We start from the raw sequence: 24,289 nt of genomic DNA, 5'->3' as shown, positions 1-24,289 counted from the left end.
GTGGGCGCGGCGCAGGCCGCTGTCGAGCGCCTTCGAGCGGCGCGCGACGAGGTGACGGAGTTGTCGCTCGACGCGTTGACCGTGCCCGAGCTGCTCCACCTGCTTGGCGAGCTCGAGGTGGATCGGCGTCGTCAGCCGACAGTCGAGCATCGCCTGATACAGGCGCTGCGCAGCCGGTGCGAGCCGGCCGCCATCGGCGCCAAAAACTGGACCGGCGCACTGGCCACCGCGTTGCGTATCACCGAGAAGGAGGCGCGACGGCGGATCAAGAATGCCGAACTGCTCGGACCCCGGCAGGCCATGACCGGAGAACCGCTGCCGCCAAGGCTGCCCAATGTCACCATGGCCCAGCAGCGCGGTGCCATCGGCCCCGAACACGTCAAGATCGTCAAAGAGTTCTTCGAGAAGCTGCCCTCCTATGTTCCGGCCGATCTGCGAGACGAGGTGGAGTCCCATCTGGCCGGTATCGCAGGCGGACTCGGCCCGACGGAGTTTCGCCAGGCCGCCGATCGGCTGGCGCACCTGGCGAATCAGGACGGCGACCCGCCCAACGAAGCCGAGCGCGCCCGCCGACGCGGTTTCACGATCCACAAACAGGACATCGACGGCATGAGCAAGATCAGCGGGTCACTCGATCCGGAGGCGCGGGCCACCATCGATGCGGTGTTCGCCAAACTGGCGGCGCCCGGCATGTGCAATGCGGACGATGAACAGCCTTGCGTCGACGGCGAACCACGTGAGGAGCGGGTTCACGGCGATGTGCGGTCGCAAGCCCAACGCAATCACGACGCGTTGAAGGCGATGGGCCGTGCGGTTCTGGCATCCGGCGAGCTCGGCAAGCACAACGGTTTGCCGACGAGCATCATCGTTTCCACCACGCTGCAAGATCTCGAATCCGCTGCGGGACAGGGTGTCACCGGTGGCGGATCGATGATGCCGATGCGCGATGTCATCCGGCTCGCCAGCCACGCTCATCACTATCTGGTGATCTACGACAAGCACACCCGCGAGCCGTTGTACCTCGGACACACCAAGCGCTTTGCTTCACCGGGCCAGCGGATCGTGCTGCACGCACTCGATCGCGGTTGCACGCGGCCTGGCTGCACCACACCGGGCTACTGGTGCCAGGCGCACCACGTCGAAGGTTGGGCAGCCGAGAACGGACGCACCGACATCACCAAGATGACGATGGCGTGCGGGCCCGACAATCGCCTCATCGAGAAAGGCGGCTGGGTGACGCGGAAGCGCAAAGACGGTCGCACCCAATGGATTCCGCCGCCGCACCTCGATACCGGTCAAGCCAGAGTGAACAACTACCACCACCCGGAGAAGTACCTGCTGCCCGAGGAGGACGAGGGCCCCTAGAGCTGGCAGCCGTGAAAGTCGGCTCCGTCGCTAGTTCGCCTTGCGCTTCAGCGTCCAGGCGGGGATCCAATGTGTCACCGCCTTACGGCGCGCGCCATAGGCGATCTCGTAGGTGACCAGGCCCCACCAGAAGCCCTGCTCGCAGGTGGCCCAGCACGACAGCCTGCCCTCAACGATCGAGTGCATCTGCAATCCGGCCGGGTTGTAGCCGCCCGTCCGGTGCGGCTCGCGCGGGAAGACCGTGGCGAGGTCGACGAGCACCGCCACCGGCGGGTCGACCCGCCGGAAGGCCTGCTGCACGGGTTGCCCGTTGTAGCCGATCGACTGGAGCTCGCCCACCGTTCGATCATACGTTCGAACGCGGTAGCACGAACGCGAACGGACGCGGGAAGCCCAGGCCCGTCAGGCGCGACTCCCGTACCGCGGCGACGTCGACCGTGCGCAACTCCCCAGACGACGGTTCGTAACAAGTCAGCCTCTCGCCGGCCACCGCGACGATCAGCACCCAGTGCCTCGGAATCCCGCGTCCGACGAGCATCGCCACCGGCCGATCACGGCCGGCCGCCGCCAGGACATCCACGAGCTTGTCGCGACGGCCCCGAAACAACCGCCACCGGTAACAGACCCCTGCCGTAGCTCCCATGGTTGTGAGCGCGCGCGCCATTCCCCACGGCGTCGTGCCGAGCCGTCGCGGCCAGATCCGATTCACGTCGGCGTGCACGCGAAGCTGCTCGGCCGCGAACAGCGCGGCCCCGGATTCCGGTTCGGCCAACGCTGCATGACGGGCGGGATCGAGCAGCGCACCGGCCATCACCGCGACCGACGGGCCGCACGTCACCCCGTCGCGTTGGCGCAGCCGCAGACCGGCGAGCTTCATCGGCTTCCAGTGTGCTGACACAGCACCGGTTGGTCCAATTGCGCTCGGCGATCGTGGGCAACTCGCGGTTTCTGCAGCGCAATTCCTGCCATTCGGCAACCAATTGCTGCCACCGGAATTAAATCCCTGACCACCAGGTTTACAAGATCAGCTGCAGCTCGAACCGCGACATTCGCCACGGCTCGGAATACGAAAAGCAAGAAGGAAGAGGGCTCGGAAGATGAAGAAGTTTGGATTCGCCACAGTCGCTGCGAGTGCACTCACTGCCGCATTTCTCGGACTGGCCGCGCCGGCTCTGGCGGCGCCGACGGGACCCGGGAACGCGCAGGACACCATCAGCAAGCTGGAGGCGCAGGGCTACCAGGTCGTCGTCAACCGCCTCGGTAACGCGCCGCTCGAACAAGCCAGCGTTGTCGCGGTGCGGCCGGGGCAGACGTACAGCCGCACCGACCACAGTGGTCCCGGTGACGATCTGAGCACCAAGTTGCTCAGCAAGACGGTCTACGTCGACGTGAAGTAGACGGCATCTAGGCCCTCACCCCGACAAGCCCCCGCGATGTCTCCCCCCGGACATCCCGGGGGCTTGTCCCTGTTCAGTGAACAAGTGTTTCGAATGAGCTACGGGTGGCTAATCGAAGGCCTGTGACATTCGACCTCACCCCGACCGCGGCGCAGCACGACCTCGCTCGCCGCACCCACGAATTTGCCGAAGAGGTCGTGCGCCCGGTTGCAGCGGAGTACGACCAGCGCCAGGAGTTTCCGTGGCCCGTCCTGGAAGAGGCGGCGGCCCGCGGCTTCTACAGTCCGCTGTTCTATCGGGATCTCATCGGTGATCCCACCGGGCTTTCCCTGCCGATGTTCATGGAAGAGCTGTTCTGGGGCTGCGCCGGGATCGGCCTGGCCGTCGTGATGCCCGCGCTCGCGCTATCGGCCATCGGCCAGGCGGCGTCGCCGGAACAAATGTTGGAGTGGGCGCCCGAATGCTTCGGAACGCCCGGCGATCTGAAGCTCGCCGCGCTGGCGATCTCCGAACCCGAAGGCGGCAGCGACGTTCGCAACCTGCGCACCACGGCCCACCGCGACGGTTCGGGACCGAACGCCGACTGGATCATCAACGGCCACAAGATGTGGATCGGCAACGGCGGCATCGCCAACGTCCACGTCGTCAACGCCGTCGTCGACCAAGAGCTCGGCCACAAGGGGCAGGCGTTGTTCATCGTGCCCGGCGGCGCGCCCGGTCTGGAGATGGTTCGCAAGCTCGACAAGCTGGGGTGCCGCGCCTCGCACACCGCCGAGCTCAAGTTCACCGACGTCCGCGTCCCGGCCGCCAACCTGCTCGGCGGAGCCGACAAACTCGAATACAAGCTCGCCAAGGCCCGGGAAGTCGTGGCCGGCGGCAAGAAGTCCGGCTCCGCCACTCTCGGCACGTTCGAGCAGACGCGGCCGATGGTCGCCGCGCAGGCTCTCGGAATCGCCAGGGCAGCAATGGAATACGCCACCGAGTACGCCAACCGCCGGGAGGCGTTCGGGGCGCCGATCATCGACCACCAGGGCATCGCGTTCCCGCTCGCCGACCTCGCGACCGCAATCGACGCCGCTCGGCTGCTCACCTGGCGGGCCTCCTGGATGGCCGGCAGCGGTGTCCCGTTCGAACGCGGCGAGGGGTCCATGGCGAAGCTCGCCGCCAGCGAGGTGGCCGTCAAGACCACCGAACGCGCAATCCAGACCATGGGTGGCTGGGGTTACATCAAAGATCATCCCGTCGAGAAGTGGTATCGGGATGCCAAGCTGTACACCATCTTCGAAGGCACCAGCGAGATTCAGCGCATCGTCATCTCCAATGCGCTCGGCGCCGCTGACGGCAAGCCCCCGCTGCACTTCGACCTCGAACCCACCGGCGGACCGCTCAACCGCGTGTTGGGTCGAGGCACACCGGTGCGGACCCGGGTGGCCAGCGCCGCACTCGAAGCGAAGGATCAGATTCCGGCACCGGTCATGCGTCTGGCGATGAAAGTCCTGCGTCCGCCGCGTAGGTAGAGGTTTGGGCCGTCCCCGATCGGGCAGTTGACACGTAGCCCATCAAACTCCAGGAGGATGCGATGCGAGCAGTGACGTGGCAGGGGCGACGGAAGGTGTCCGTCGACAATGTGCCCGACCCGACGATCAAGGAACCCAACGACGCGATCATTCGCGTGACGAGCACCAACATCTGCGGGTCCGATCTGCACCTCTACGAAGTGCTCGGTGCATTCATGACCCCGGGCGACATCCTTGGACACGAGGCGATGGGTGTGGTCGAAGAGGTGGGCCGCGAAGTCGACACCCTCAGCGTGGGCGACCGCGTCGTGATCCCGTTCAACATCAGCTGTGGCAGCTGCTTCATGTGTGACCACGGTCTGCAGAGCCAGTGTGAGACGACGCAGAACCGCGACCAGGGCACCGGCGCGGCGCTGTTCGGCTTCTCGAAGCTCTACGGCGAGGTCGCCGGCGGCCAGGCCGAGTACCTGCGCGTACCGCAGGCGCAGTACACCCACATCAAAGTGCCCGACGACGGGCCCGACGAACGCTACGTCTATCTCTCCGACGTGCTGCCCACCGCGTGGCAGGGCGTCGAGTACGCAGACGTGCCCGATGGCGGCACGCTCGTGGTGCTGGGACTCGGGCCCATCGGATCGATGGCCTGCCGCATCGCGTCATATCGCAAGAGCGCCACAGTGATCGGTGTCGATCTGGTCACCGAACGGCTGGACCGCGCCCGGCCGTACTGCTCGGAGGTCGTCGACCTGCGCAGCGCCGACGCCAAAGAGGTGGTGCAGAGCTACACCTCGGGCCGGGGGGCGGACGCGGTGATCGACGCAGTCGGCATGGAGGCGCACGGTTCGCCGGTCGCGACGGTCGCGCAGAATGCCAGCAACCTGCTGCCGTCACCGGTCGGCCGCGCCGTGATGAAGCACGCGGGCGTTGACCGCCTCGCCGCGTTCAACATGGCGATCGATCTGGTGCGGCGCGGCGGCACGATCTCACTGTCCGGCGTATACGGGGGCGCGGCGGACCCCATCAACCTGATGACGCTGTTCGACAAGCAGATTCGGCTGCGGATGGGTCAGGCCAACGTCAAGAGGTGGATCCCGGACATCATGCCGCTGCTCACAGATGAAGACCCGCTGGGCGTCGAGCAGTTCGCCACTCACCGGCTGCCGCTGTCGGCGGCGCCCGACGCGTACGAGACGTTCCAAAAGAAGGAAGACGGCATGGTGAAGGTGGTCCTCTCGCCATGACAAACGAATACCCGATACCCCTGGTTTCAGGTCGGGTGGTTCTGGCAATATTACCGACGGGTAAGTTTGGGATCGGCACTCGGAGGGTGGGATGACAACGCAGTTTCTTGCTCAGGGCACCGAGGGCGGCGGGGCCGCCATCAGCGAGATCATCATCCTGACGGCGGTCGGTGCCGTTGTGGCCGCCGTGTTGGTGTGGATCGGCTGGATGCACCGTCAACACAAGATCGAGTGGTTGGCGTCGCTGGCCGACTGGTCGGGTCGACGGTTCAAGCGTCCGTCCTGGGTGGCGCTGCCGATCGCGCTGTTCATCTCGTCGATCATCTGCGCACTGTTCGGCTTCATCTGGGACGTGAGCCTGCACATCGGCAACGGCCGTGACAACGGTGCGTTGGCCAACCCCGCGCACTACTTCATTCTGATCGGTTTGTTCGGCATTTTCGTGGCCGGCGCCACGGCGGTGGTGCTGCCCAGGGGCGCGGAGGAGCGCCCCGGCCCCGCAGCGGTCCGCATCACCGACAATTGGTACGCCCCGGTCGGCGGCATCGTGATGGCGGGTTGCGGGTTCTACGCATTGCTGGGATTCCCGCTGGACGACATGTGGCACCGGATTTTCGGCCAGGACGTCACGCTGTGGGGTCCCACCCACCTGATGATGATCGGAGGTGCCGGCTTTTCGACCATCGCGGCGTCGTATCTCGAGACCGAAGGCAAGCGCTCGGTCGGAGCCGACGCGCCGCGTGACGGCATCGGGCTGAAGTTCGTGCAGTACCTGGCGTTCGCCGGTGTGCTCGTCGGTGCGTCGGTCTATCAGATCGAGTTCGACTTCGGCGTGCCGCAGTTCCGTCAGGTCTTCCAGCCGATGCTCATTGCTGCCGCGGCCGGGTTGGCACTCGTCGGCGCCAGGATCTTCCTGGGGCGCGGCGCGGCTCTCATCGCCGCCGTGGTCGCCATCGGGCTGCGCGGCATCGTCGCCTTCCTCGTTGCGCCCGTGCTCGACGCGCCGGTCAACTGGTTCGCGCTCTACCTCGGCCCCGCCCTGGTGGTCGAGATCCTCGCGCTGACACCGTTGATGAAGCGGCCGATCCTATTCGGTGCGGTGAGCGGCCTGGGTATCGGCACCATAGGCCTGTGGCTGGAGTCGCTATGGATCAATGCGGTGTACGACTACCCATGGCCGACCAGCATCTGGCCAGAGGGCCTCGCCATGGCAGTACCGGTGGCCATCATGACCGGTGCGTGCGGAGCCATGCTCGGCATGGTGCTCACCGGACAGCGGTTGCCACGCCGTGCCGTCGGCGTCGGGATCGTCGCTTTGACGGTGCTCGTCATCGGCGGGGCAGCGGCCAACGGCTTGCGTTATGACGTGCCGCCGGAGGCGACCGTCACGGCGACACTCACGGAGGCGCCACCGGTCAACGGCCAGCGCCACGTGACCGCTGACGTGCGGTTCAACCCGCCGAACGTGATCAGCGACAACCCGAACTGGGTGTCGGTCCTGGGTTGGCAGGGCAGGCTGGAGAACCAACGCGGCCAGTTCATCGACCATCTCGAGAAGGTCGGTCCCGGTCACTACGTCTCTACTGAGGCGATGCCGGTGTCGGGCGACTGGAAGACCCTGCTGCGTGTGCACGACGGCAGAACACTTGCGGCCGTTCCTATCTACCTCGCGGGTGATCCCGGCATCGGGGCGGAAGAGGTGCCTGCTGACCCGCAATTCCAGCGCCCGATCGTCGCCGAGATCACCATCCTGCAGCGCGAGCGCAGCCCCGACATCCCTCAATCCCTTTGGCTTGTCGGTTGTTTAGTGGTGCTGTTCTGCACGCTGGCGATGATCGCGGGTATCGCCTGGGGCGCGGGCCGGATCAACAACAACGAACCCTCGGGCAGCGAGGCGGAGCTGGAGCCCTCGGCGCAGGCATGACCATCGAACCCGATGTCGTGATCCTGGCTGATCACTCGTTCTGGCTGGCTGTGCCCGCGTTCGCACCGGCCGTCGTGGTCGCCGGTGTCGTGGTGTACATCGCAGTGCGTAACCGGCGAAAGGGTGACGAGGGGGCGGGCTCACCGAATATCGAAGGGAAACCGTGAAACTGCGTTTTGCGACGACTCTTGCGGTGGCCGCCGCTCTCCTCGTAGCCGGCTGCGGCGGCAGCGAAAGTCCAAGCGACAGTGGTGCTGCCGCGTCGGCTTCGACGGTCAACCCGTCGGACATGCAGGATCAACAGGCGCCGCCCGACCGCCTCGTCGTGGACGTCAAGATCCAGGGCGGCAACGTGACCCCCACGAACGCCCAGTTGGAGGCCTCGGTCAACGAACCGATTGTCTTCAGGGTCGACAGCGACGCCGCCGATGAACTGCACGTGCACTCGAATCCCGAGCACTCGTACAAGATCGAGGCCAAGCCCGGTCAGTCGTTCCAGTTCACCGTCGCCGTACCCGGAAAGGTCGACGTCGAGCTGCACGAGCTGAAGAAGACCGTCGCCACCATCACCGTGCAGTGAACGCGGACGGGTCGGTATCCGTAGTCGCCCATGGGCTGGGCGGGTCGGCCGACCTTCCGATCCCCTTCACGTACGCGCTGATCGGCGCGGCGTGGGCACTGACGTTCACCTTCGCCGTCGTCGCATTGGCATGGCGCAAGCCACGATTCGGTTCCGAGAAACCCGGCCGCGAACTGCCGCCGTGGGTGACTGCGGCGGTGGACGCGCCGGCCACCCGTTGGGTGGTCGGCATCGCAGGCCTGGCCCTCGCGGTGTGGGTGGGGCTCGTCGCGTTCTTCGGTCCGCAGAACGCCGAGAGTCCGCTGCCCGGCGTGTTCTACGTGTTGATGTGGGTCGGGCTGGTGGCGCTGTCGGTGCTGTTCGGCCCGGTGTGGCGGGCGCTGTCGCCGGTACGCACGGTGCATCGGTTGCTCGGCGGAAAGTCGCTGCGTGACTATCCGGCGGCGCTGGGCTACTGGCCCGCCGCATTCGGCCTCTTCGCGTTCGTCTGGCTCGAACTGGCCAGTCCAGATCCGGGATCGCTTGCAGCGATCCGTATTTGGTTGCTGATCTATCTCATCGTCACGCTCGCCGGGGCCTTCGTATGTGGCGCGCGGTGGTGCGCACGCGCAGACCCGTTCGAGGTGTACGGCATCGTGGTGTCGCGGTTGTCCGCGTTGCGGCGCAACCGCAATGGCCGCATCGCGATCGGCAACCCTTTCGATCACTTGCCGTCGCTGCCGATACGGCCGGGCATTGTCGCGGTGCTGTCGGTGCTGCTGGGCTCGACGGCATTCGACAGCTTCTCCGCACGGCCCCAGTGGCGCACGTTCATCGACGAGACGGCGGGTTCCGTGACGGCCGCCACGCTGATCAACACCGCGGCCCTGTTCGTCTTCGCCGGCGTGGTCGCGGCGACGTTCTGGCTGGCGGCCAGGGCGACCGGTGGGGTCGATCGCGAGCAGCGCCGGCTGCTACCTGGGCAGATGGCGCATTCGCTCATCCCGATAGTCGTCGGGTACGTGTTCGCGCACTACCTGACCTATCTCGTCGAGCGGGGGCAGCAGACCGTCTACCTGCTGCTGGGAGTGGACGCCGACGTGAATTACATTCTGTCGCTTCATCCTTCGCTGCTGGCGACGGTGAAGGTCGGCTTCGTCGTCGTCGGCCACGTGGCAGGTGTCATCGCCGCCCATGACCGGGCGCTGCACCTGCTGCCCAAGACGCACCAGTTGACCCGGTCAGCTCGCGATGATGCTGGTGATGGTGGGCTACACCTTCACCGGGCTGTACCTGTTGTTCGGCGGGTAAGTTCTGGCTATGCGGGCGCTGATCATCACCGACGTTCAGAACGACTTCTGCGAAGGCGGTTCGCTGGAGGTGACGCGCGGCGCCGAAGTCGCCAGCGGCATCAGCGAGCTGCTGGCCGGTGATCACGGCTACGCACATGTGGTGGCGACCAAGGACTTTCACATCGATCCCGGTGAACACTTCTCCGACAATCCGGACTACGCGCACTCGTGGCCGCGGCACTGCGTGGTGTCGACCTCTGGCGCGGACTTCCATCCCCACCTGGAGACCGGCGAGGTCGAGGCTGTGTTCCGCAAGGGTCAGTTCGCCGCCGCCTACAGCGGCTTCGAGGGCGCCGACGACGACGGCACCCTGCTGGCCGACTGGCTACGGCAGCGCGGTGTCGAGGAGGTCGACATCGTCGGTATCGCGACGGATTACTGCGTGCGAGCGACTGCCGCGGATGCCGTGGAGGCGGGCTTCGCCACCCGAGTGCTGCTGGACCTGACGGCCGGCGTCGCGCCCGAGTCGACAGCCAAGGCGATCGAGGACATGCGCGCCGCCGGGGTCGAGATCAGCTAGTCGGATCGACCGGGCGTCCCGTCCATTCGGGCGCCCGGTTTTCCAGGTGGGCTCGCACACCTTCCCTGGCGTCGTCGTGGCCCATCACCGCGAGGTGGATCTCGGTTTCGCGGCGACCGACGGCGGCACGGTCGAGGTCGAAGGAATCCCACAGCAGACGCTTGCTGGCTGCCACCGACATCGGCGCGGTATTCGTCGCGATGTCATGCGCCACCTCCAGGGCGGCAGGGAGCACGTCATCTGCATCGAGCACCCGGCTGCCCAGCCCGAGTTCGACTGCCCGGTGACCGTCGAATGTCGTACCGGTCAAGAGGATTTCGGCGGCGTTGGCGATCCCGACGAGCCGCGGCAGAACCCAGTGTGAGTAGGCGTCGCCGACGACCCCGCGCCGCACCTGCACGATGCCGTACCGCGCATCGGCGGCGAAGAACCGCAGGTCGCACTGCAACGCCAACGTCAGACCCAATCCGATCGCGTGGCCGTTCACCGCCGCGATCACCGGCTTGGACAGCGTGAAGGCGGGCACGTCGATACCGGCCGCGCTGAACCCCGACCCCGGGCTGGCGAAGGTGTCCTCACCCGCAGCCAAATCGGCACCCGCGCAGAACGCCGGGGGTGCGCCCGTCAGCACGACGGCGCGGACTCCGTCGTCGCGGTCACAGGTCCGGTAGGCGTCGGCGAGCTCCTCCCGCATTCCGTCACCGACGGCATTGCGCCGCTCGGGGCGGCTGAGCGTGATAGTTGCCACACCACTGTCAACGGCCAGCAGCAATGTGCGGTATTCGTGTGACGGAGTCATTGGTTGCAATGCTTTCGCATTGGGCATCCCCTAACGTCGCCTTCGTTCGTATCCGTACTGATTTTGGAGCTGCAACTTGAGTCAACCCGCCAATCCGCAGGTCAACACCCCTCTTGAGATCTGGCCAGGCAAGGCCTATCCACTCGGGGCGACCTACGACGGCACGGGCACGAACTTTGCGCTGTTCAGCGAGGCCGCCGAGCGCGTCGAACTGTGCCTGTTCGACGCTGACGGCGAACAGACGGCCTGCATCACGCTGCCCGAGGTGGACGGCTTCGTCTGGCACGGTTTCGTCCCGACCATCGAACCCGGGCAGCGCTACGGCTACCGCGTACACGGGCCCTACGACCCCGCCGCCGGCCACCGCTGTAACCCCAACAAGCTGTTGCTGGATCCCTACGCCAAGGCCATTCAGGGTGCGTTCGACTGGAATCAGTCGTTGTTCAGCTACAACTTCGGCGACCCTGACAGCCGCAACGACGACGATTCGGCGGCCAGCATGCCCAAATGCGTCGTCATCAACCCGTACTTCGACTGGGGCGTAGACCGCCCGCCCAGCCACGAATACGCCGACACCGTCATCTACGAGGCGCACGTCAAGGGACTCACGCAGACCCATCCGGACATCCCGGAACAGCTTCGCGGTACGTACGCCGCGGTGGCGCACCCGGTGATCATCGATCACCTGAAAACATTGGGCGTCAACGCGATCGAGCTGATGCCCGTGCATCACTTCGCAAACGATTCCACGCTGATCGACAAGGGTCTGTCCAACTACTGGGGCTACAACACCATCGGGTTCCTGGCGCCCGACCCGAAATACAGCTCGAGCCCGAACCCCGGTGGGCAGGTGCAGGAGTTCAAGGCGATGGTGCGTGCCCTGCACGAGGAGGGCATCGAGGTGATCCTCGACGTCGTCTACAACCACACCGCCGAGGGCAATCACATGGGGCCGACGCTGTCCATGCGGGGCATCGACAACGCCGCGTACTACCGCCTCGTCGACGACGACAAGCGCTACTACATGGACTACACCGGTACGGGCAACAGCCTCAACGTCGGCCATCCGCACTCGCTGCAGCTGATCATGGACTCGCTGCGGTACTGGGTGACCGAGATGCACGTCGACGGGTTCCGCTTCGACCTGGCGTCGACACTGGCCCGCGAGTTCTACGACGTGGACCGACTGTCGACGTTCTTCGAACTCGTACAACAGGATCCGATCGTCAGCCAGGTCAAGCTGATCGCCGAGCCGTGGGACGTCGGACCCGGCGGATACCAGGTCGGTAATTTCCCGCCGCAGTGGACAGAGTGGAACGGCAAATACCGTGACACCGTGCGCGACTACTGGCGCGGAGAGCCGGCCACCCTCGACGAATTCGCCTCCCGGTTGACCGGATCGGCCGATCTGTACGAGGACACCGCTCGTCGACCGGTGGCATCGATCAACTTCGTCATTGCCCACGACGGGTTCACGCTGCGGGACCTGGTGTCCTACAACGAGAAACACAACGACGCCAACGGTGAGGACAACAACGACGGCGAGAGTCACAACAGGTCGTGGAACTGCGGTGTCGAGGGACCGACCGATGATCCCGAGATCAACGCGCTCCGGTCGCGGCAGCAGCGCAACTTCCTGACCACGCTGCTGCTCTCGCAGGGCGTTCCGATGATCGCGCATGGCGACGAGCTCGGCCGCACGCAGCAGGGCAACAACAACGTCTACTGCCAGGACAACGAATTGTCCTGGATCGACTGGGAGAACGCCGATACCGAACTGATCGAGTTCACCCGCAGCGTTTCAGCGATACGCGCCGCGCACCCCGTGTTCCGGCGCCGACGGTTCTTCTCCGGCCGCCCCGTGCGCCAGCGCGGCGGCGACGGACTACCCGACATCGCGTGGTTCGCACCGGACGGATCGGAGATGAGCGACGAGGACTGGGATTCCGGGTTCGCCAAATCGATTGCGGTGTACCTCAATGGGCAGGGCATCCCCGACCTCGATCCGAGGGGTCAGCGGGTGACGGATGACTCGTTCGTGATGTTCTTCAATGCCCACTACGAGGCGCTCGAGTTCGTCCTGCCTGAGGAACGGTTCGGCACCTCGTGGGAGCCGGTGATCGACACCGCGGCCACCAATGGCGAGGAACCGAAGACCCACGATGCAGGAGCGAAAGTCACCGTCGACGCCAGGTCGGTGCTGGTGCTGAGGTCGGCGACGGTCAGCGAGACGTAGTCACCGCTCGACGTTGAAGAACGAGTCACCGTCTTCGGGAGTGCCGTCGATCTGACCGCGGTCGATGCCGTGCTCTTCGGGGTCGATCCGGTCGAGTTCGTCGTCGGACATCGAGACGGTTTCCTGCTCGGTGTCATCGGCGTCGCGTGGATCGACATCATCGGGCCCGACATCGGGCACCTCGTCGGCCAGACGCTCGTCGAGCGTTTCGTCCTCTTTGGCCTCGATCCACTTCTCCGGCGGGTCAACGACCTCGTCGCCGTCGTCGTTTCGCACCTCGTCGGAGTCGAGCTGCTCTTCGGGCGTCAGGGGATTTTCGTCGGATACGTCGCGTGCCATGACTGCCATGTTGCCCGACGCGGCACCCGGTCAAACAGCGAACCCGCTTACTGGCAGAAGCGTGGCGGGCCCGAGCAATCGGGCGTCCTTTTGGCGCACAGAGGTGTATCGGAGATGCCTTAGCATCAGCGGCAGGCCTCGACTGACGCGAGGCCGTTCGCGGCTGGCGCGTGAAACACCCTGGTCAGATGAACGAAAGGGATAGACGGTGAGCAACGACGATCTGCCGCGCGACGTTGGTGAGACCACCCCAATTGCTCCGCGCAGTATCCACGAGGAAGACACGCTGGACGCCGGGCGGTTCCTTTACCCGCAACAACCGCCACCCGCTATCGGTTACCGACAGCAACCCCCATCGGGCAGCACTGGATTTCTCGGTCGCCGGCGGTGGTGGGTCATCGGCGGTGCGGCCGCCGTGGTCGGCGCCGTGATCGTGGCCCTGGTGGTGTTCACCGGCGGCGAGGACAGCTCGTCGACTGATGCCACCGCGACGACCTCGACGCCGATGCCCGCCGGTCCCAGCACGACCGCAGCCGCCACGCCCCGCTTCACGCCGGCGCCCGCTCCCCCACCACCTCCTCCCGTGGTCGATGCTGCCGCGCTGCCTGGACTACTGCTTCCCGCTGACCTGATCAATCAGCGCATGAACACCACCGGCATGACTGCCGATCCCCCGCTCGCCAAACTGTTGCCCGGTTCGGTCACTCCGCCGCATTGCACCGGTGCGTGGGGCCCGGCGTACGAGGCGACATACCAAGGGTCTCGTTACACCGGCCTTGCCATCCAGGGCTTTTTCCAGCCCCCGATTCAGATGGTGCAGGCTGTCGTCTCGTTTCCCGACGCGGGCGCCGCGAAGGCGTTTTACGACCGGCAGGTCGCCGACTGGAACGCCTGCAAATCCACCCATATCAGGTACGAGGGCGGCGGGGTTACCGAAGCTGATCTTGGTATGCCGTCGGTGGCTGCGGGCATCATGACCCTGTTACTGGTTCCGACCACGGCGCGGACTGAAGGTCAGCAGTGTGAACGCAATATGGCCCTGCGCTCCAACGTGATCGTTGATGTGCGGGCCTGCTCGCCGACGGTCGGTAGCGCGGGATTTTCGATCGCGAACGAAATCGCCGAGAAGATCGCGCCCGCGGCGTAGAGCGACTATCTCAATTCGCGGGCCAGTGCCGGCGCAAAATTCGCATCGAGATACTGGCTTGCGAGATAACCCCCGGGCCCGGTCAGCGCAGCGATGGTGTTCGGATCGTCCACGACGACCATCGTTCCCTGATATCCGGCGAAGGGCCCTGGCAGACCGTCGAATCCGCCTCCGCCAGCCTTGCCGTCGGTGCGGATGACCACCAGGACGTCTGTTTCGATGTTGTAGACGCCGGCAGGGTCGGGCATGGGCCGGGTGTCGCCGGTATCGGTGGCCCTATGGGTGAAGTCTTGGCTGTAGCGCAGCCCGAGCGCCTCGAGATAGTCGGCGGCGGTGGAGGGCGTGAGCACCTCCAAGACGGACGTGTCTGAATTGACAAGAGCTACAACAGATTTTCCGTTCCACGAAGGATTCTGGTTCTTCAAGTCATCCTGTTGGGAACGGATGTCACCGATGAGTTCCTTGGCTTTGTCCTCATAGCCGAGAATGTCGCCGATCCAGATCAGCTGGCTCTGCCACGTCCATGATTCGGCGGTTTGATCCGCGGGTCTGGTCAGCGTCGGCGCGATGGCGGCGAGTTTGTTGTACGTGGCGTCGTCGAGCGTTCCGGTCGCAATGATGACGTCGGGACGGGCGTCGGCGACCGCGGCGGTGTTGGTGAAGCCCGTCAGCACGGTCGGTGTGCCGGTGACCGCGGACTGTTCCCAGCTGGGCAGCGCATTGGTAGATGAGCCGATCACGACAGGTTGGACTCCCAGCGACAGCACGGCGTCGCCGTCGCCGGGTCCGATTGCCGCTACCTTTTGCGGCCGAGAGGAGAGCTCGGTGACGCCGTGTTGATGAGTGAAAGTCTGGGCCTGGTAGGCGGGTTCGTCGGGCCCTTGATTCCACAGCACCACGCCGATCACAGCCGCGACGAGGACAACGGCAGCCAGACCGGCAGCGATGAGAGTGCGGGTGCGTCGGCGTTTGGGCCCGCGGGCCTGTCCAGCGTGGTTCTCGGCCATCTGCCACCCACTCGGGTAAGTGATGGCGGCGTTGGGCGGTCGGGCGGGGTCGAAGTATGCCGGCGGGCCGGGTGGCTGCGCACCCGTCGGTGGTGGCGGAGCCCACTCGGTGGGGGCGGGCGGCGGCGGCGTGGCCCTCAGTTGCACCGTGCTGTCGTCGAGTGCGGCGGCGGCGGCCTCAGCGAGCTCCCTGCCGGTTTGGTAGCGCTGTGCGGGGTCCTTGGCCATTGCCTTGGCGATGACCGCATCGATGGCAGGCGGCAGTTCGGGTATCCGGTCGGTGACCCTGGGTGGCGGCGCGGTCAAATGGCCGGTGATGGTGGCCCCCACCTCGGCGCCGGGGCGCGCGAACGGAGTTTGACCGGTGAGCATTGTGTACAGACTGCAGCCCAGGGCGTAGATGTCGGCCCGATGATCAGCGGCTTCGCCGATCAGTGTTTCCGGTGCGGCGTAGGCGATCGAGGCCAGTACCATTCCGGTTTGCGTCAGGCCGGCGGCGTCGTCGTTTCTCTTGGCGATTCCGAAGTCGGCCAGGAAGATTCGCTGATCGTTGGCGGCGAGCAGGAAGTTCGCGGGTTTCACATCGCGGTGCAGCAGGCCGTGCTGATGCGCGTAGTCCAGAGCATCGGCGACCGCGGCGGTGATGCGCAGCGCGCGCGCCGGGGTCATGCGGCCCGCTTTCAGTTCATGGTAGGCGTCGCTGCCTGCAACGTATTGCATCGCGATCCAAAGATGTCCGTCCTCGGTTTCGCCCCGGTTGTAGACCGACACGATGTGCGGATGATCAAGAGTCGCAGCCAGATCGGCCTCACGGAGGAATCGCTCGCGAAAGTGACTGTCGGCTGTCAGGTCCGACGACAAGACCTTGAGGGCGTCGGAGCGTGGCAGGGTGGGATGGGCCGCGCGGAAGACCGTCCCCATGCCTCCCCTGCCGAGAACGGCTTCAATGCGGTAACCGGCCACCACCGATCCCACGTCCAGTGCCATCTGATTGTTCCCTCGTTACGGTCCGTAGGGCGTGTCTGTGAACGGGCAGAACGGCTGTCGCGCAGTGGGTGTGGAGGAGGCGTGCACGGCCGGGTTCATGAGGCCACCAGCATGGTGTACTGCGCGGCGCTCAACTGGTGTGCATCGGCGATCTGGGCCGACCCGGCTTCGATGACATACCGGTCAACGGCGGCGAAGCACACTACGTATTTGCTTAGTGGCTCCTCATGCTGGAAGCAGCGCGAATCCGGCATATTCGGCACAGCCGCCGCCGGTTTGTCTCCGGAGGCCTGCGGTTCGGACGTGAACTGCTCGAACATCTTTGCCGCTGCCTCACCGTCGCGAACCTGATACACAGTGGCTTTACCCCTGGCCCACGGGTCCATGCCCGTGTCAGTGAACAGCTGCGCTGATGTCAGCGGGGAGGTCTGGAAATGCAGAGCGGCATGCGGCCCGTACACCAGGTTCGCACCGACGGGGATCGCATCGCCGATGAATGGGATGGTACGCGCCAAAAGCCCGCCGTCGTCGACGGCGAGGCCGCCAAGCTCCGATACCGGGGTGGGCACGAATGTGTCGATGGCCGGGATCTGCTGATCCAGTGTCTTTGCGACCATATCGGCGGTGGGACCGACCCCGTCAGGGGTGCTGGCGGACTGGATCAGTACAAAGGGGCCGTGGGCGGTGTAGGCGTCGACATTGATGTTCGGGGTGGTCGAACCGGGCGGGGTGGTCTCGTAGATGGAGGCGCGGGTGCCGGGATGATTGGGGATGGTCACCGGCTGCGCCTGGGGCAAGTTGTCGTTGATGCCGGGCTGCAAAGTCAGGTCAGCGAATTCGGTGGCCGCGGCCGCCGCTGATGGGGGATCGGCGAAGCGCAGCACCGCGTTGACCAGGCTGAAGCGATCGGGCTCCGTACGTCGGGCCGAGGAGAACCCCGTTACATAGTTGTGTTTGCCCGCCGCAAAGGCGATGTCCTCGGTCAAGAGCTGCTGAAGCGCTGCGGGATTGTGCAACACGGTGGTCGGCCTCGCCGATTTTGTGAGTGCCATATCGACGTCCCACGGCCCGACGACGTGCTCGGCCATTCGCGCGCCTTCGACCAGCCCGCCCCTTTCCGGGGTGCCGGCAGCTCCGAGGGGAGGGGCGGACCGCGTGGGGTAGTTACCGGTGTCGAGCAGGCTGACGTCCACGGCTCCAGGCGGCGGCCCGCCCGCCGACCGGTGCGCCGCTCCATCGATGACCGTGGTGCACGCCGTGGCGATCATGGCCGCTGCCAGCGCAACTGCACCGGAGACCCGACGCGCTGATGCCCCTGTGCGGCGAGTGCGGAGTGCGCCGACCGGCGTTCCCTGCGGGTAGAACCCCATATGGGGGTACCTTAGCGGCTCGCGGAAGCGCCGACGCGCTCGATCAGTTCACTGAACAGCTATGTCGGCACCTTGGCCAGAATTCGGTCGGCGACGGTGTTGGCCGGCGCTGTGTTGTCCCCGTCGCCGCAGACGAGGACTTCGGCCATCACGTTGCCCCGGTGTGCGACGACGTGGTGACAGTTGCGGGGCAACCCGTCGCGCTTGAAGGTCGTGCCGATGCGATCAGGGCCGGTGGTGATCGGATAGGGCACCCAACGTTGGTTGTTGGCCGGGTCGAGTTCGATGAAGAAGATGTCGCCGTCGGGGCAGTCGCGCCATTCGTCCTCGATCAGCCACATCGCACCACCCTGATTGGTGATGTCGCCAGGTTTCTCGAAGATGGCAACCATCTGCGTCACGGCTTGGCCGTTCGCGCCGCGGTTGGCATTGCCCACCAGGGTCGGCTTGTTGACCAACACCCCGGTCTCTCCGACGAGTGCCCGGGATCGGCACGGCCACGGCTCGATCTTCACGTTGGACTTCTGCGGCCCGGTGTAGGCCTCGGTTTCGGCAAGGTCGGTGGCACTGATGATCTCGCTGAGTTCGCTGCGTTTGAGCAGTAGGTCGGGACCGGCCGCCGCGGGGACCAACGTCGGAGGGGGTGGCGTGGTGTTTGTGGTGGGTGAAGACGGGGCGGATGATGTCGCCGTTCCGGGGGAGGAGGTCGGGCTTGTGCTCTCCTCGACGGCCGCTCCGCACCCGGCCAAAATCACGACCGCGCACATCGCCATGCCGGCGTGGATAGACCGCACTATTTTCGTCTCCTCGGATAGTCAGGACCCCACGGTCGGCGGTCGCCGTGATGTGTCAGCCGCAGTGACAAACTCGGATGCTACGGCTCGCGGCAGCCGCTGACTACCGGGTCAGTAGATTGCTCAGGGCGTCAGCCGCGGGCCCTTCGGACGTTGTGTTCGCCTGAGCGGCAAATCCGCCAACTCGCAGAAGTGTTGTGCGCCAGCAATCTTGCGGCGTAATAGCCCGAATCGTACTAATTCGTATGGTACGGTCGCGAACTATAGCAACCGTGGTCGCCGCATTGGCGGAGAGATTTCTCTTCCGCCGCTGGCCGGGGGGGCCGGAGTTAGGGCCGGGGGTCGGCGGCACCTAGCGGCGGCCGCGGTTGCCGACTCACCTCCTGTGAGTCTCATGCTCCGTCAATAGGTCGGGTGGGCTTCAGCCCGGTCTTGGCGTCCAGATATTGCAATAGCTGGTGCGCGGCGATCTCGATGTCCTTGTGTCGCCATTCGGACGCCCGGTAGACGCAGGCGATCAGGCCTGTGCGGTGCAGTCTCCGCAGGTCACCATAGACGAACGCGTACCGCGCCTTGGTGCCGTCGGTTGCGCCCTCGGTGAGCCCGAGATGCCACCGGGCGTAGTCCTCCCAGGAGTGCGATTCGAGGTAGGAGTTCTGGTCGTCGGCGCGGGGTTGCACGTCTCCCCAGTCGCTGTCGAGCACGTACTGGCGCGCGTCGATCAGGTCCCGCGCCTTGGCCACCGCGTCGTCGTTGAGTGAGTACTTCGCCATGGTGGCACTCCCCTCGATAGTCAGATATCAGGCAGCAGCGCAATATCTTTCGTCATCCGACGAGCCGGGCGATCGACTTCAGTGGGATCGGCAGCCAGCTCGGCCGGTGCCGCGCTTCGTAGCCCGCCTCGTACACCGCCTTGTCGAGTTCGTAGGCCAGCAGCAGCGGTCCGGCCTCGCGGGGATCCGCGCCTGATACCTCGGCGTAACCCTCGCAGAACGAGCCGGCGTTGCGGTCCACCCACTCGCGGGCCCGCGCGGCCAGCTGTCGATCCAGGTCGTCGTCCCGGGAGTCGCTGGAATGGTCCATCAGCCGCTGGTACGCGGCGTACTCGTACGACCGCAGCATTCCGGCCACGTCGCGCAACGGCGAATCGGGCCGCCGGCGCTCGTCCAGCGGTTGTCCCGGCTCGCCTTCGAAATCGATCACCAACCAGCTCTCCGGAGTCCGCAGCACCTGGCCAAGGTGGAGGTCGCCGTGAATGCGTTGCACGACGATCGACTCCTCGGCGAGCTTGCGGTAGCGCTCCTCGATCAGTTCCACGTATTCCCGGAGTTCAGGCACCGCGCTGGCCACCGCCGCTAGACGCTCCAGCATGGTGTCGGCCGGAAAGAGAGTCGATTCGGTGTCGAGCTTCTCGGCGAGCGTCGCGTGCACCGAGGCGACAGCTTCACCGAGACGGAAGGACTCACCGGCGAAGTCGCCGCCGACCTCGTCGGCGTAAAGATCGCCCTCGGCGAACAGATCGCGGGTGCTCGCCAGCGCCATGTCCCAACCCTCGGCGGAGTTGGCCGCGAACGCGGTGACCATCCCCAGCGCGCAGGGCTCGCCGTCGCACGTCGTCTCGAAGGAGCCCAGCAGCTGTGCCACATGGTGATTGCCCGCTCGCGCCAGGACCCGGTTGAGTTCGATGTCCGGGTTGGTGCCGGGTGTGATGCGACGGAAGATCTTCAGGACGGCTTCCTGCTCGAACACCACGCTGGTGTTGCTCTGCTCGGCACCCATCAGTCTCGGCGCGATGTCGAGCGGCAGCGTGGCGTCGGGCTCCTTCTGGAAGCGCACCGCCGCATCCGCCTCCCCGACGGTCGCGGACGCGTCGATCAGCGACAGCAGGTACTGTCCGGCCTCCGGGTCGTAGAGAGCGTCATACGCGGTGCGGTCGCCGTCTGTCCCGATGGTGGCCGCATCCGCGAACTCCTCGATGGGCTCGTGGTTCCACTGAACGATGACCTGGTAACGCTCCGAGCCGCCGTCGGTGTACGACACGTCGAGCAGGACGAGTTCCATGTCGTCGCGCAACGGGACGCGGACAGCGGGCTCGGCGGACGCGAGTTCGCGGCTGCGGCCGGCGTACCAGCGCTGATGCGGCAGCCATTCGGCGAAGGGCAGGTTCACGGCGCAGCTCCAGGTTCCGGTTCGGGTTCGCGCAGTGCGAACCAGTAGAACCCATGGCCGGGCAGTGTGAGTAGGTACGGCAGCTGTCCGATGCGTGGGAACTCGACGTGCCCAGTCATTTCAATGGGGGTGTACCCGTTCCAGTGCTGAAGATTCAGCTCGATGGGCTGCGGGAAGCGCGACAGGTTGTTGACACACAACACGGTGCCACCCTGTTCCTCGTCTTCCATCTCCCGAACGTACGTCAGCACCGACGGATTCGAGCCGCCAAGCTCGCGGAATGCGCCGATCGCGAATGCGTCGTGGCGTCGCCGCACGGCCAGCATGGTGCGGGTCCAGTTGAGCAGCGACGTCGAACTGTCTCGCTGCGCTTCGACATTCACCGACTGGTAACCGTAGATCGGGTCCTGGTTGGGCGGCAGATAGAGCCGGCCCGGATTGGCGGTGGAAAACCCCGCATTGCGGTCGGGTGTCCACTGCATCGGCGTGCGGACGCCGTCGCGGTCGCCGAGCCAGATGATGTCGCCCATACCGATCTCGTCGCCGTAGTACAGCACCGGCGAACCGGGCAGTGACAGCAACAGCGCGGTGAACAACTGCATCTGGTTGCGGTCGTTCTCCAGTAGCGGCGCGAGCCTTCGTCGGATGCCGACGTTGGCCTTCATCCGAGGATCCTTTGCGTACTCGGAGTACATGTAGTCACGTTCTTCGTCGGTGACCATCTCGAGTGTCAGCTCGTCGTGGTTACGCAGGAAGATGCCCCACTGCGCCATCTCCGGAATATCGGGCGTCTGGGCCATGATCTCGGAGATCGGGAAGCGCGACTCACGCCGCACCGCCATGAAAATCCTTGGCATCAGCGGGAAGTGGAACGCCATGTGGCATTCGTCGCCGCCGGTTTTCGGATCGCCGAAGTACTCGACCACGTCGGCCGGCCATTGGTTGGCCTCGGCGAGCAGGACGCGGCCGGGGAACTCGTCGTCGATGACCTTGCGGCAGTGGCGCAGGAAGCCGTGCGTCTCAGGCAGGTTCTCGCAGTTGGTGCCCTCTCGCTCGAAGAGGTAGGGCACGGCGTCCAGGCGGAAGCCGTCGATGCCGAGATCCAGCCAGAAGCGCAGGACGTCGATCATGGCTTCCTGCACGGCAGGGTTGTCGTAGTTGAGGTCGGGCTGGTGTGAGAAGAAGCGGTGCCAGTAGAACTGGCGTCGCACCGGGTCGTAAGTCCAGTTGGACTCCTCGGTGTCGACGAAGATGATGCGGGCGTCCTGGTACTTCTCGCTGGTGTCGCTCCAGACGTAGTAGTCGCCGTAGGGGCCGTCGGGGTTGCGTCGGGACTCCTGAAACCACTCGTGTGAATCGGATGTGTGGTTCATGACCAGGTCGGTGATGACACGAATGCCGCGGCGGTGTGCCGCGTCGAGCAGCTCGACGAAGTCATCGACTGTGCCGAACTCGGGCAACACCTTGTAGAAGTCGCGGATGTCGTAGCCGCCGTCACGCAACGGGGAGTCGTAGAAGGGCGGCAGCCAAAGGCAGTCGACGCCAAGCCATTTCAGGTAGTCCAGCCGCTCGGTCAGACCGCGTAGGTCACCGCTGCCGTCGGCGTTGGAGTCGTGGAAGGCGCGCACGAGGACTTCGTAGAAGACCGCGTGCTTGAACCAGGTGCGGTCCTCAGGCAGCGCGCGGGCGTGTTCGAAGTCTTCTGCGGTCGGATGTTCCACCACGCCGTTCTCGACGTGGCTACCTTCGGCTGGGTCGTGGTTGCTCAAGTCCATACAAGGTTCAAACCTACCCATGTCCGACGGAATTGAACCGCCCGGAATCGACGTCCGTCGGCCCGCTGTTTGCTGGTTTCCTAGCGGTTGTACAGACGGTCCCGACGGGCTACGGTTTCGTCCGTCTCGATCCGTGGAAGAAGCGAGTGGCTGTGGCTGATTCAGCACCCAATGACGGCGAAGCTCCAGTAATTGTCGGCATGTCCGACGCGGCGATGCACATGTACGACGTGGCAATCGACGCCCTGCCGGACGCTCAAGATCCGGAGTTCGCAGATCGCGCCGGGGTGATTCTGGTGGGGCTGCGCAAGCTCATCGGCTCGCTGACCGACGCGGCCGGGCGTAGTCGCGCGACGCCGTCGGTGGTCGTCGCGCTGAGCGCTGTGCGCGGGCGCTACGACGATCTGATGGAAGCGGCGGCCAATGGGCCCAGCGCGACGCTGGGTCAGCGGCTGTATGTGGCGCGCGGGCGGGCGAAGCTGTCCACCAAGGAGGCGGCGAACGGTGTGGGTCTGCGCAAGGACCTGATCGAGGCCGTCGAGGTGGAGGAGCCCGCGACCGAGGAAGAGACCTCGCGGATCAAGGATCTGATCGCCGCACTCGGCGGCTAGCTAGCGCCTCTTTATCGGCTACCTCCGCCGAACGTGGGTTACCCGCACGCTGTGGGTGCCGTTCGCGTGAGGAAACTCCACACTCGTCGGCGGCCGCACATTTGCTCGGCGATATAGGGGTGGTTGTTTGGGCAGTCACAGTTGTTTTCCTTTGCGAAGCCGGCGGAAGCTCTTTCTGCGGGCGACATCCTCGTAGATGGCGATGCCGCTACGCCCATTCGTCGAGGTCGGGTCGGCGGAATTGGTGCACGTGGCGATATTGCAGTTCCGGTAGCATTTTCGTCGTGATGGCGCAGGGGGCTTGCCAAGCACTCAGCGCGAAGCCGATTGCCATGGGGAGTAAGCGTGACTGAGGATTTGCGGGTCGATACCGCGCTGGTCCGTCAGTCCGGCGGCAAGTTGGAGACCATCGCGGGATTGCTCCCGGAACCGCCCGCCTCGTTCAGCCCTTCTGGAGCAGATGCCCTGTCGACGGCGATCGCGGGCCGGGTGTCCGAGGTCGTCGATCCGGTGCTGGCTCAGATGCCGATCGCCAAAGACGAGCTGGTCCGCTTTGCCCAGAACGTCATGGAGGCCGCGGATAGCTATGACGCCGCCGATCGACGGATCGCCGAGGAGATCCTCAAGCAGTTGGGGATCCTCGAGGACGTGGATGGTGCTGGCGGGGGCGGCCAAACAGCGGGCGGAGGTGGGGCGGGATCGGTTGGTTCGGGCGCGGCGGGCGCCCCGGCCGCGGGCCCGGGACAGTCCGATCAGATGGGCCAGCTGATGCAGATGCCGATGCAGCTGGCTCAGCAGGCCGCGCAGATTCCAATGCAGTTGGCGGGCATGGCCGCCGCGATCCCACAGGCGATGATGCAGGGCGTTCAGACCGCTGTGCAGCAGGCGGCTCAGATGGCGCAGTCCGGCGGGGGTGACGAGAAGGTTGCCGAGGACGAGACGCTGATGCCGGAAGAGGCGCGCGAGGAGCGGCCCGACGAGGAGAAGACGGAGCCGCGATCCGAAGCGGCACCTGGGGCTTCGAGTTCGGGTGGTGAGCGGGTGCCGGACGTAGGTGCGCCAGAGCCCACACCGCCGGCACCGGCTGCGTCGAAGCCCGCGCCCACACGTCCTGCTGAGTCCGGCCCGGAGATCGCGCTGTGAGTTTCCCGCCGCCTGGCGGGCCGCCACCTCCGCCTCC

General features: G+C 65.6%; 22 protein-coding genes and 1 pseudogene. 13 read left to right on the top strand and 10 right to left on the bottom strand.

Annotated elements, in window-relative coordinates:
* The gene (locus tag G6N42_RS22070; protein ID WP_163732850.1) at positions 1–1,365 is read left to right on the top strand and encodes an HNH endonuclease signature motif containing protein; all 1,365 of its coding nucleotides are present in this window, start codon (positions 1–3) and stop codon (positions 1,363–1,365) included.
* Positions 1,366–1,395: 30 nt separating this feature from the next.
* On the opposite strand, the gene G6N42_RS22065 is transcribed toward G6N42_RS22070, so the two are convergent.
* Positions 1,396–1,704, bottom strand: a complete 309-nt coding sequence (locus G6N42_RS22065) for a hypothetical protein (protein ID WP_163732846.1) — start codon at positions 1,702–1,704, stop codon at positions 1,396–1,398.
* A gap of 7 nt (positions 1,705–1,711) precedes the next feature.
* Complete coding sequence (locus tag G6N42_RS22060) at positions 1,712–2,242, bottom strand: cysteine peptidase family C39 domain-containing protein (protein ID WP_163732843.1); 531 nt, start codon at positions 2,240–2,242, stop codon at positions 1,712–1,714.
* Between the two features lie 220 nt (positions 2,243–2,462).
* Here G6N42_RS22060 and G6N42_RS22055 point away from each other — a divergent pair, with 220 nt between their 5' ends.
* The 8 genes and pseudogenes from G6N42_RS22055 (at position 2,463) to G6N42_RS22025 (ending at position 9,875) form a co-directional block, all read left to right on the top strand.
* Positions 2,463–2,762, top strand: coding sequence for a hypothetical protein (locus tag G6N42_RS22055; RefSeq protein ID WP_083127683.1), 300 nt, complete (start codon positions 2,463–2,465; stop codon positions 2,760–2,762).
* A 122-nt stretch (positions 2,763–2,884) separates the two neighbouring features.
* Positions 2,885–4,279, top strand: a complete 1,395-nt coding sequence (locus G6N42_RS22050; protein WP_163732839.1) for an acyl-CoA dehydrogenase family protein — start codon at positions 2,885–2,887, stop codon at positions 4,277–4,279.
* Positions 4,280–4,341: 62 nt separating this feature from the next.
* Entirely contained in the window at positions 4,342–5,520 is a 1,179-nt protein-coding gene (locus G6N42_RS22045) for a zinc-dependent alcohol dehydrogenase (RefSeq protein ID WP_163732837.1), read from the top strand.
* A 91-nt stretch (positions 5,521–5,611) separates the two neighbouring features.
* On the top strand, positions 5,612–7,444 hold the full coding sequence (locus G6N42_RS22040) for a hypothetical protein (RefSeq protein ID WP_163732833.1): 1,833 nt from the start codon (positions 5,612–5,614) through the stop codon (positions 7,442–7,444).
* Positions 7,441–7,611 carry a hypothetical protein gene (locus G6N42_RS30980; RefSeq protein WP_174262131.1) on the top strand — a complete coding sequence of 57 codons (171 nt, stop codon included), beginning with the start codon at positions 7,441–7,443 and terminating at the stop codon, positions 7,609–7,611. The genes G6N42_RS22040 and G6N42_RS30980 overlap by 4 nt, the downstream gene beginning before the upstream one ends.
* A complete protein-coding gene (locus tag G6N42_RS22035) occupies positions 7,608–8,024 on the top strand; it encodes a hypothetical protein (RefSeq protein WP_163732830.1) in 417 nt (138 codons plus the stop codon). The genes G6N42_RS30980 and G6N42_RS22035 overlap by 4 nt, the downstream gene beginning before the upstream one ends.
* A pseudogene (locus tag G6N42_RS22030) lies at positions 8,021–9,314 on the top strand (hypothetical protein). Before G6N42_RS22035 ends, G6N42_RS22030 begins: the two are co-directional and overlap by 4 nt.
* Positions 9,315–9,323: 9 nt before the next feature.
* Positions 9,324–9,875, top strand: coding sequence for a nicotinamidase (locus G6N42_RS22025; protein ID WP_163732826.1), 552 nt, complete (start codon positions 9,324–9,326; stop codon positions 9,873–9,875).
* On the opposite strand, the gene G6N42_RS22020 is transcribed toward G6N42_RS22025, so the two are convergent.
* Positions 9,868–10,701: an enoyl-CoA hydratase/isomerase family protein gene (locus G6N42_RS22020; protein ID WP_163732823.1), complete on the bottom strand. Its 834-nt coding sequence runs from the start codon at positions 10,699–10,701 to the stop codon at positions 9,868–9,870. The genes G6N42_RS22025 and G6N42_RS22020 overlap by 8 nt on opposite strands.
* Before the next feature lie 49 nt (positions 10,702–10,750).
* Here G6N42_RS22020 and glgX point away from each other — a divergent pair, with 49 nt between their 5' ends.
* Complete coding sequence (gene glgX, locus G6N42_RS22015; RefSeq protein WP_163732820.1) at positions 10,751–12,910, top strand: glycogen debranching protein GlgX; 2,160 nt, start codon at positions 10,751–10,753, stop codon at positions 12,908–12,910.
* Here glgX and G6N42_RS22010 read toward each other — a convergent pair whose 3' ends face one another.
* Positions 12,911–13,258 (bottom strand): hypothetical protein, encoded by a 348-nt coding sequence (locus G6N42_RS22010; protein WP_174262130.1) that lies wholly within the window; start codon positions 13,256–13,258, stop codon positions 12,911–12,913.
* A 199-nt stretch (positions 13,259–13,457) separates the two neighbouring features.
* On the opposite strand from G6N42_RS22010, the gene G6N42_RS22005 reads away from it, so the two are divergent.
* Entirely contained in the window at positions 13,458–14,396 is a 939-nt protein-coding gene (locus tag G6N42_RS22005; protein ID WP_163732814.1) for a sensor domain-containing protein, read from the top strand.
* A gap of 5 nt (positions 14,397–14,401) precedes the next feature.
* Here the strand turns inward: G6N42_RS22005 and G6N42_RS22000 are convergent, their stop codons facing one another.
* The 6 genes from G6N42_RS22000 to treS all read right to left on the bottom strand — a co-directional run bounded on the left by G6N42_RS22000 (position 14,402) and on the right by treS (position 22,498).
* On the bottom strand, positions 14,402–16,390 hold the full coding sequence (locus G6N42_RS22000; protein ID WP_163732811.1) for a serine/threonine-protein kinase: 1,989 nt from the start codon (positions 16,388–16,390) through the stop codon (positions 14,402–14,404).
* 95 nt (positions 16,391–16,485) lie between these two features.
* A complete protein-coding gene (locus G6N42_RS21995; protein ID WP_163732808.1) occupies positions 16,486–17,760 on the bottom strand; it encodes a DUF7373 family lipoprotein in 1,275 nt (424 codons plus the stop codon).
* 59 nt (positions 17,761–17,819) lie between these two features.
* Positions 17,820–18,554, bottom strand: coding sequence for a sensor domain-containing protein (locus tag G6N42_RS21990; RefSeq protein ID WP_163732804.1), 735 nt, complete (start codon positions 18,552–18,554; stop codon positions 17,820–17,822).
* A 392-nt stretch (positions 18,555–18,946) separates the two neighbouring features.
* Entirely contained in the window at positions 18,947–19,327 is a 381-nt protein-coding gene (locus G6N42_RS21985) for a hypothetical protein (RefSeq protein ID WP_163732801.1), read from the bottom strand.
* A 52-nt stretch (positions 19,328–19,379) separates the two neighbouring features.
* Positions 19,380–20,723, bottom strand: coding sequence for a maltokinase N-terminal cap-like domain-containing protein (locus G6N42_RS21980; RefSeq protein WP_163732797.1), 1,344 nt, complete (start codon positions 20,721–20,723; stop codon positions 19,380–19,382).
* Entirely contained in the window at positions 20,720–22,498 is a 1,779-nt protein-coding gene (treS, locus tag G6N42_RS21975) for a maltose alpha-D-glucosyltransferase (protein ID WP_163732795.1), read from the bottom strand. The genes G6N42_RS21980 and treS overlap by 4 nt, the downstream gene beginning before the upstream one ends.
* Positions 22,499–22,719: 221 nt before the next feature.
* Here treS and G6N42_RS21970 point away from each other — a divergent pair, with 221 nt between their 5' ends.
* Both G6N42_RS21970 and G6N42_RS21965 read left to right on the top strand, forming a co-directional pair.
* Complete coding sequence (locus G6N42_RS21970; RefSeq protein ID WP_163737989.1) at positions 22,720–23,109, top strand: hypothetical protein; 390 nt, start codon at positions 22,720–22,722, stop codon at positions 23,107–23,109.
* Between the two features lie 345 nt (positions 23,110–23,454).
* Positions 23,455–24,252, top strand: coding sequence for a hypothetical protein (locus G6N42_RS21965; protein WP_163732792.1), 798 nt, complete (start codon positions 23,455–23,457; stop codon positions 24,250–24,252).
* The last annotated feature ends 37 nt before the right edge of the window (positions 24,253–24,289 follow it).

Origin of the sequence: Mycobacterium gallinarum, assembly GCF_010726765.1 — a bacterium.
GTDB classification, from domain to species: Bacteria; Actinomycetota; Actinomycetes; order Mycobacteriales; family Mycobacteriaceae; genus Mycobacterium; species Mycobacterium gallinarum.
This window is presented reverse-complemented; position numbering and strand designations above follow the sequence as displayed.

Coding starts and splice junctions, on each gene's coding strand:
- G6N42_RS22060 (WP_163732843.1), bottom strand. CDS start 2,242: ATGAAGCTCGCCGGTCTGCGGCTGCGCCAACGCGACGGGGTGACGTGC.
- G6N42_RS22055 (WP_083127683.1), top strand. CDS start 2,463: ATGAAGAAGTTTGGATTCGCCACAGTCGCTGCGAGTGCACTCACTGCC.
- G6N42_RS22045 (WP_163732837.1), top strand. CDS start 4,342: ATGCGAGCAGTGACGTGGCAGGGGCGACGGAAGGTGTCCGTCGACAAT.
- G6N42_RS22040 (WP_163732833.1), top strand. CDS start 5,612: ATGACAACGCAGTTTCTTGCTCAGGGCACCGAGGGCGGCGGGGCCGCC.
- G6N42_RS30980 (WP_174262131.1), top strand. CDS start 7,441: ATGACCATCGAACCCGATGTCGTGATCCTGGCTGATCACTCGTTCTGG.
- G6N42_RS22025 (WP_163732826.1), top strand. CDS start 9,324: ATGCGGGCGCTGATCATCACCGACGTTCAGAACGACTTCTGCGAAGGC.
- G6N42_RS22020 (WP_163732823.1), bottom strand. CDS start 10,701: ATGCCCAATGCGAAAGCATTGCAACCAATGACTCCGTCACACGAATAC.
- G6N42_RS22010 (WP_174262130.1), bottom strand. CDS start 13,258: ATGGCAGTCATGGCACGCGACGTATCCGACGAAAATCCCCTGACGCCC.
- G6N42_RS22000 (WP_163732811.1), bottom strand. CDS start 16,390: ATGGCACTGGACGTGGGATCGGTGGTGGCCGGTTACCGCATTGAAGCC.
- G6N42_RS21995 (WP_163732808.1), bottom strand. CDS start 17,760: ATGGGGTTCTACCCGCAGGGAACGCCGGTCGGCGCACTCCGCACTCGC.
- G6N42_RS21985 (WP_163732801.1), bottom strand. CDS start 19,327: ATGGCGAAGTACTCACTCAACGACGACGCGGTGGCCAAGGCGCGGGAC.
- treS (WP_163732795.1), bottom strand. CDS start 22,498: ATGGACTTGAGCAACCACGACCCAGCCGAAGGTAGCCACGTCGAGAAC.
- G6N42_RS21970 (WP_163737989.1), top strand. CDS start 22,720: ATGTACGACGTGGCAATCGACGCCCTGCCGGACGCTCAAGATCCGGAG.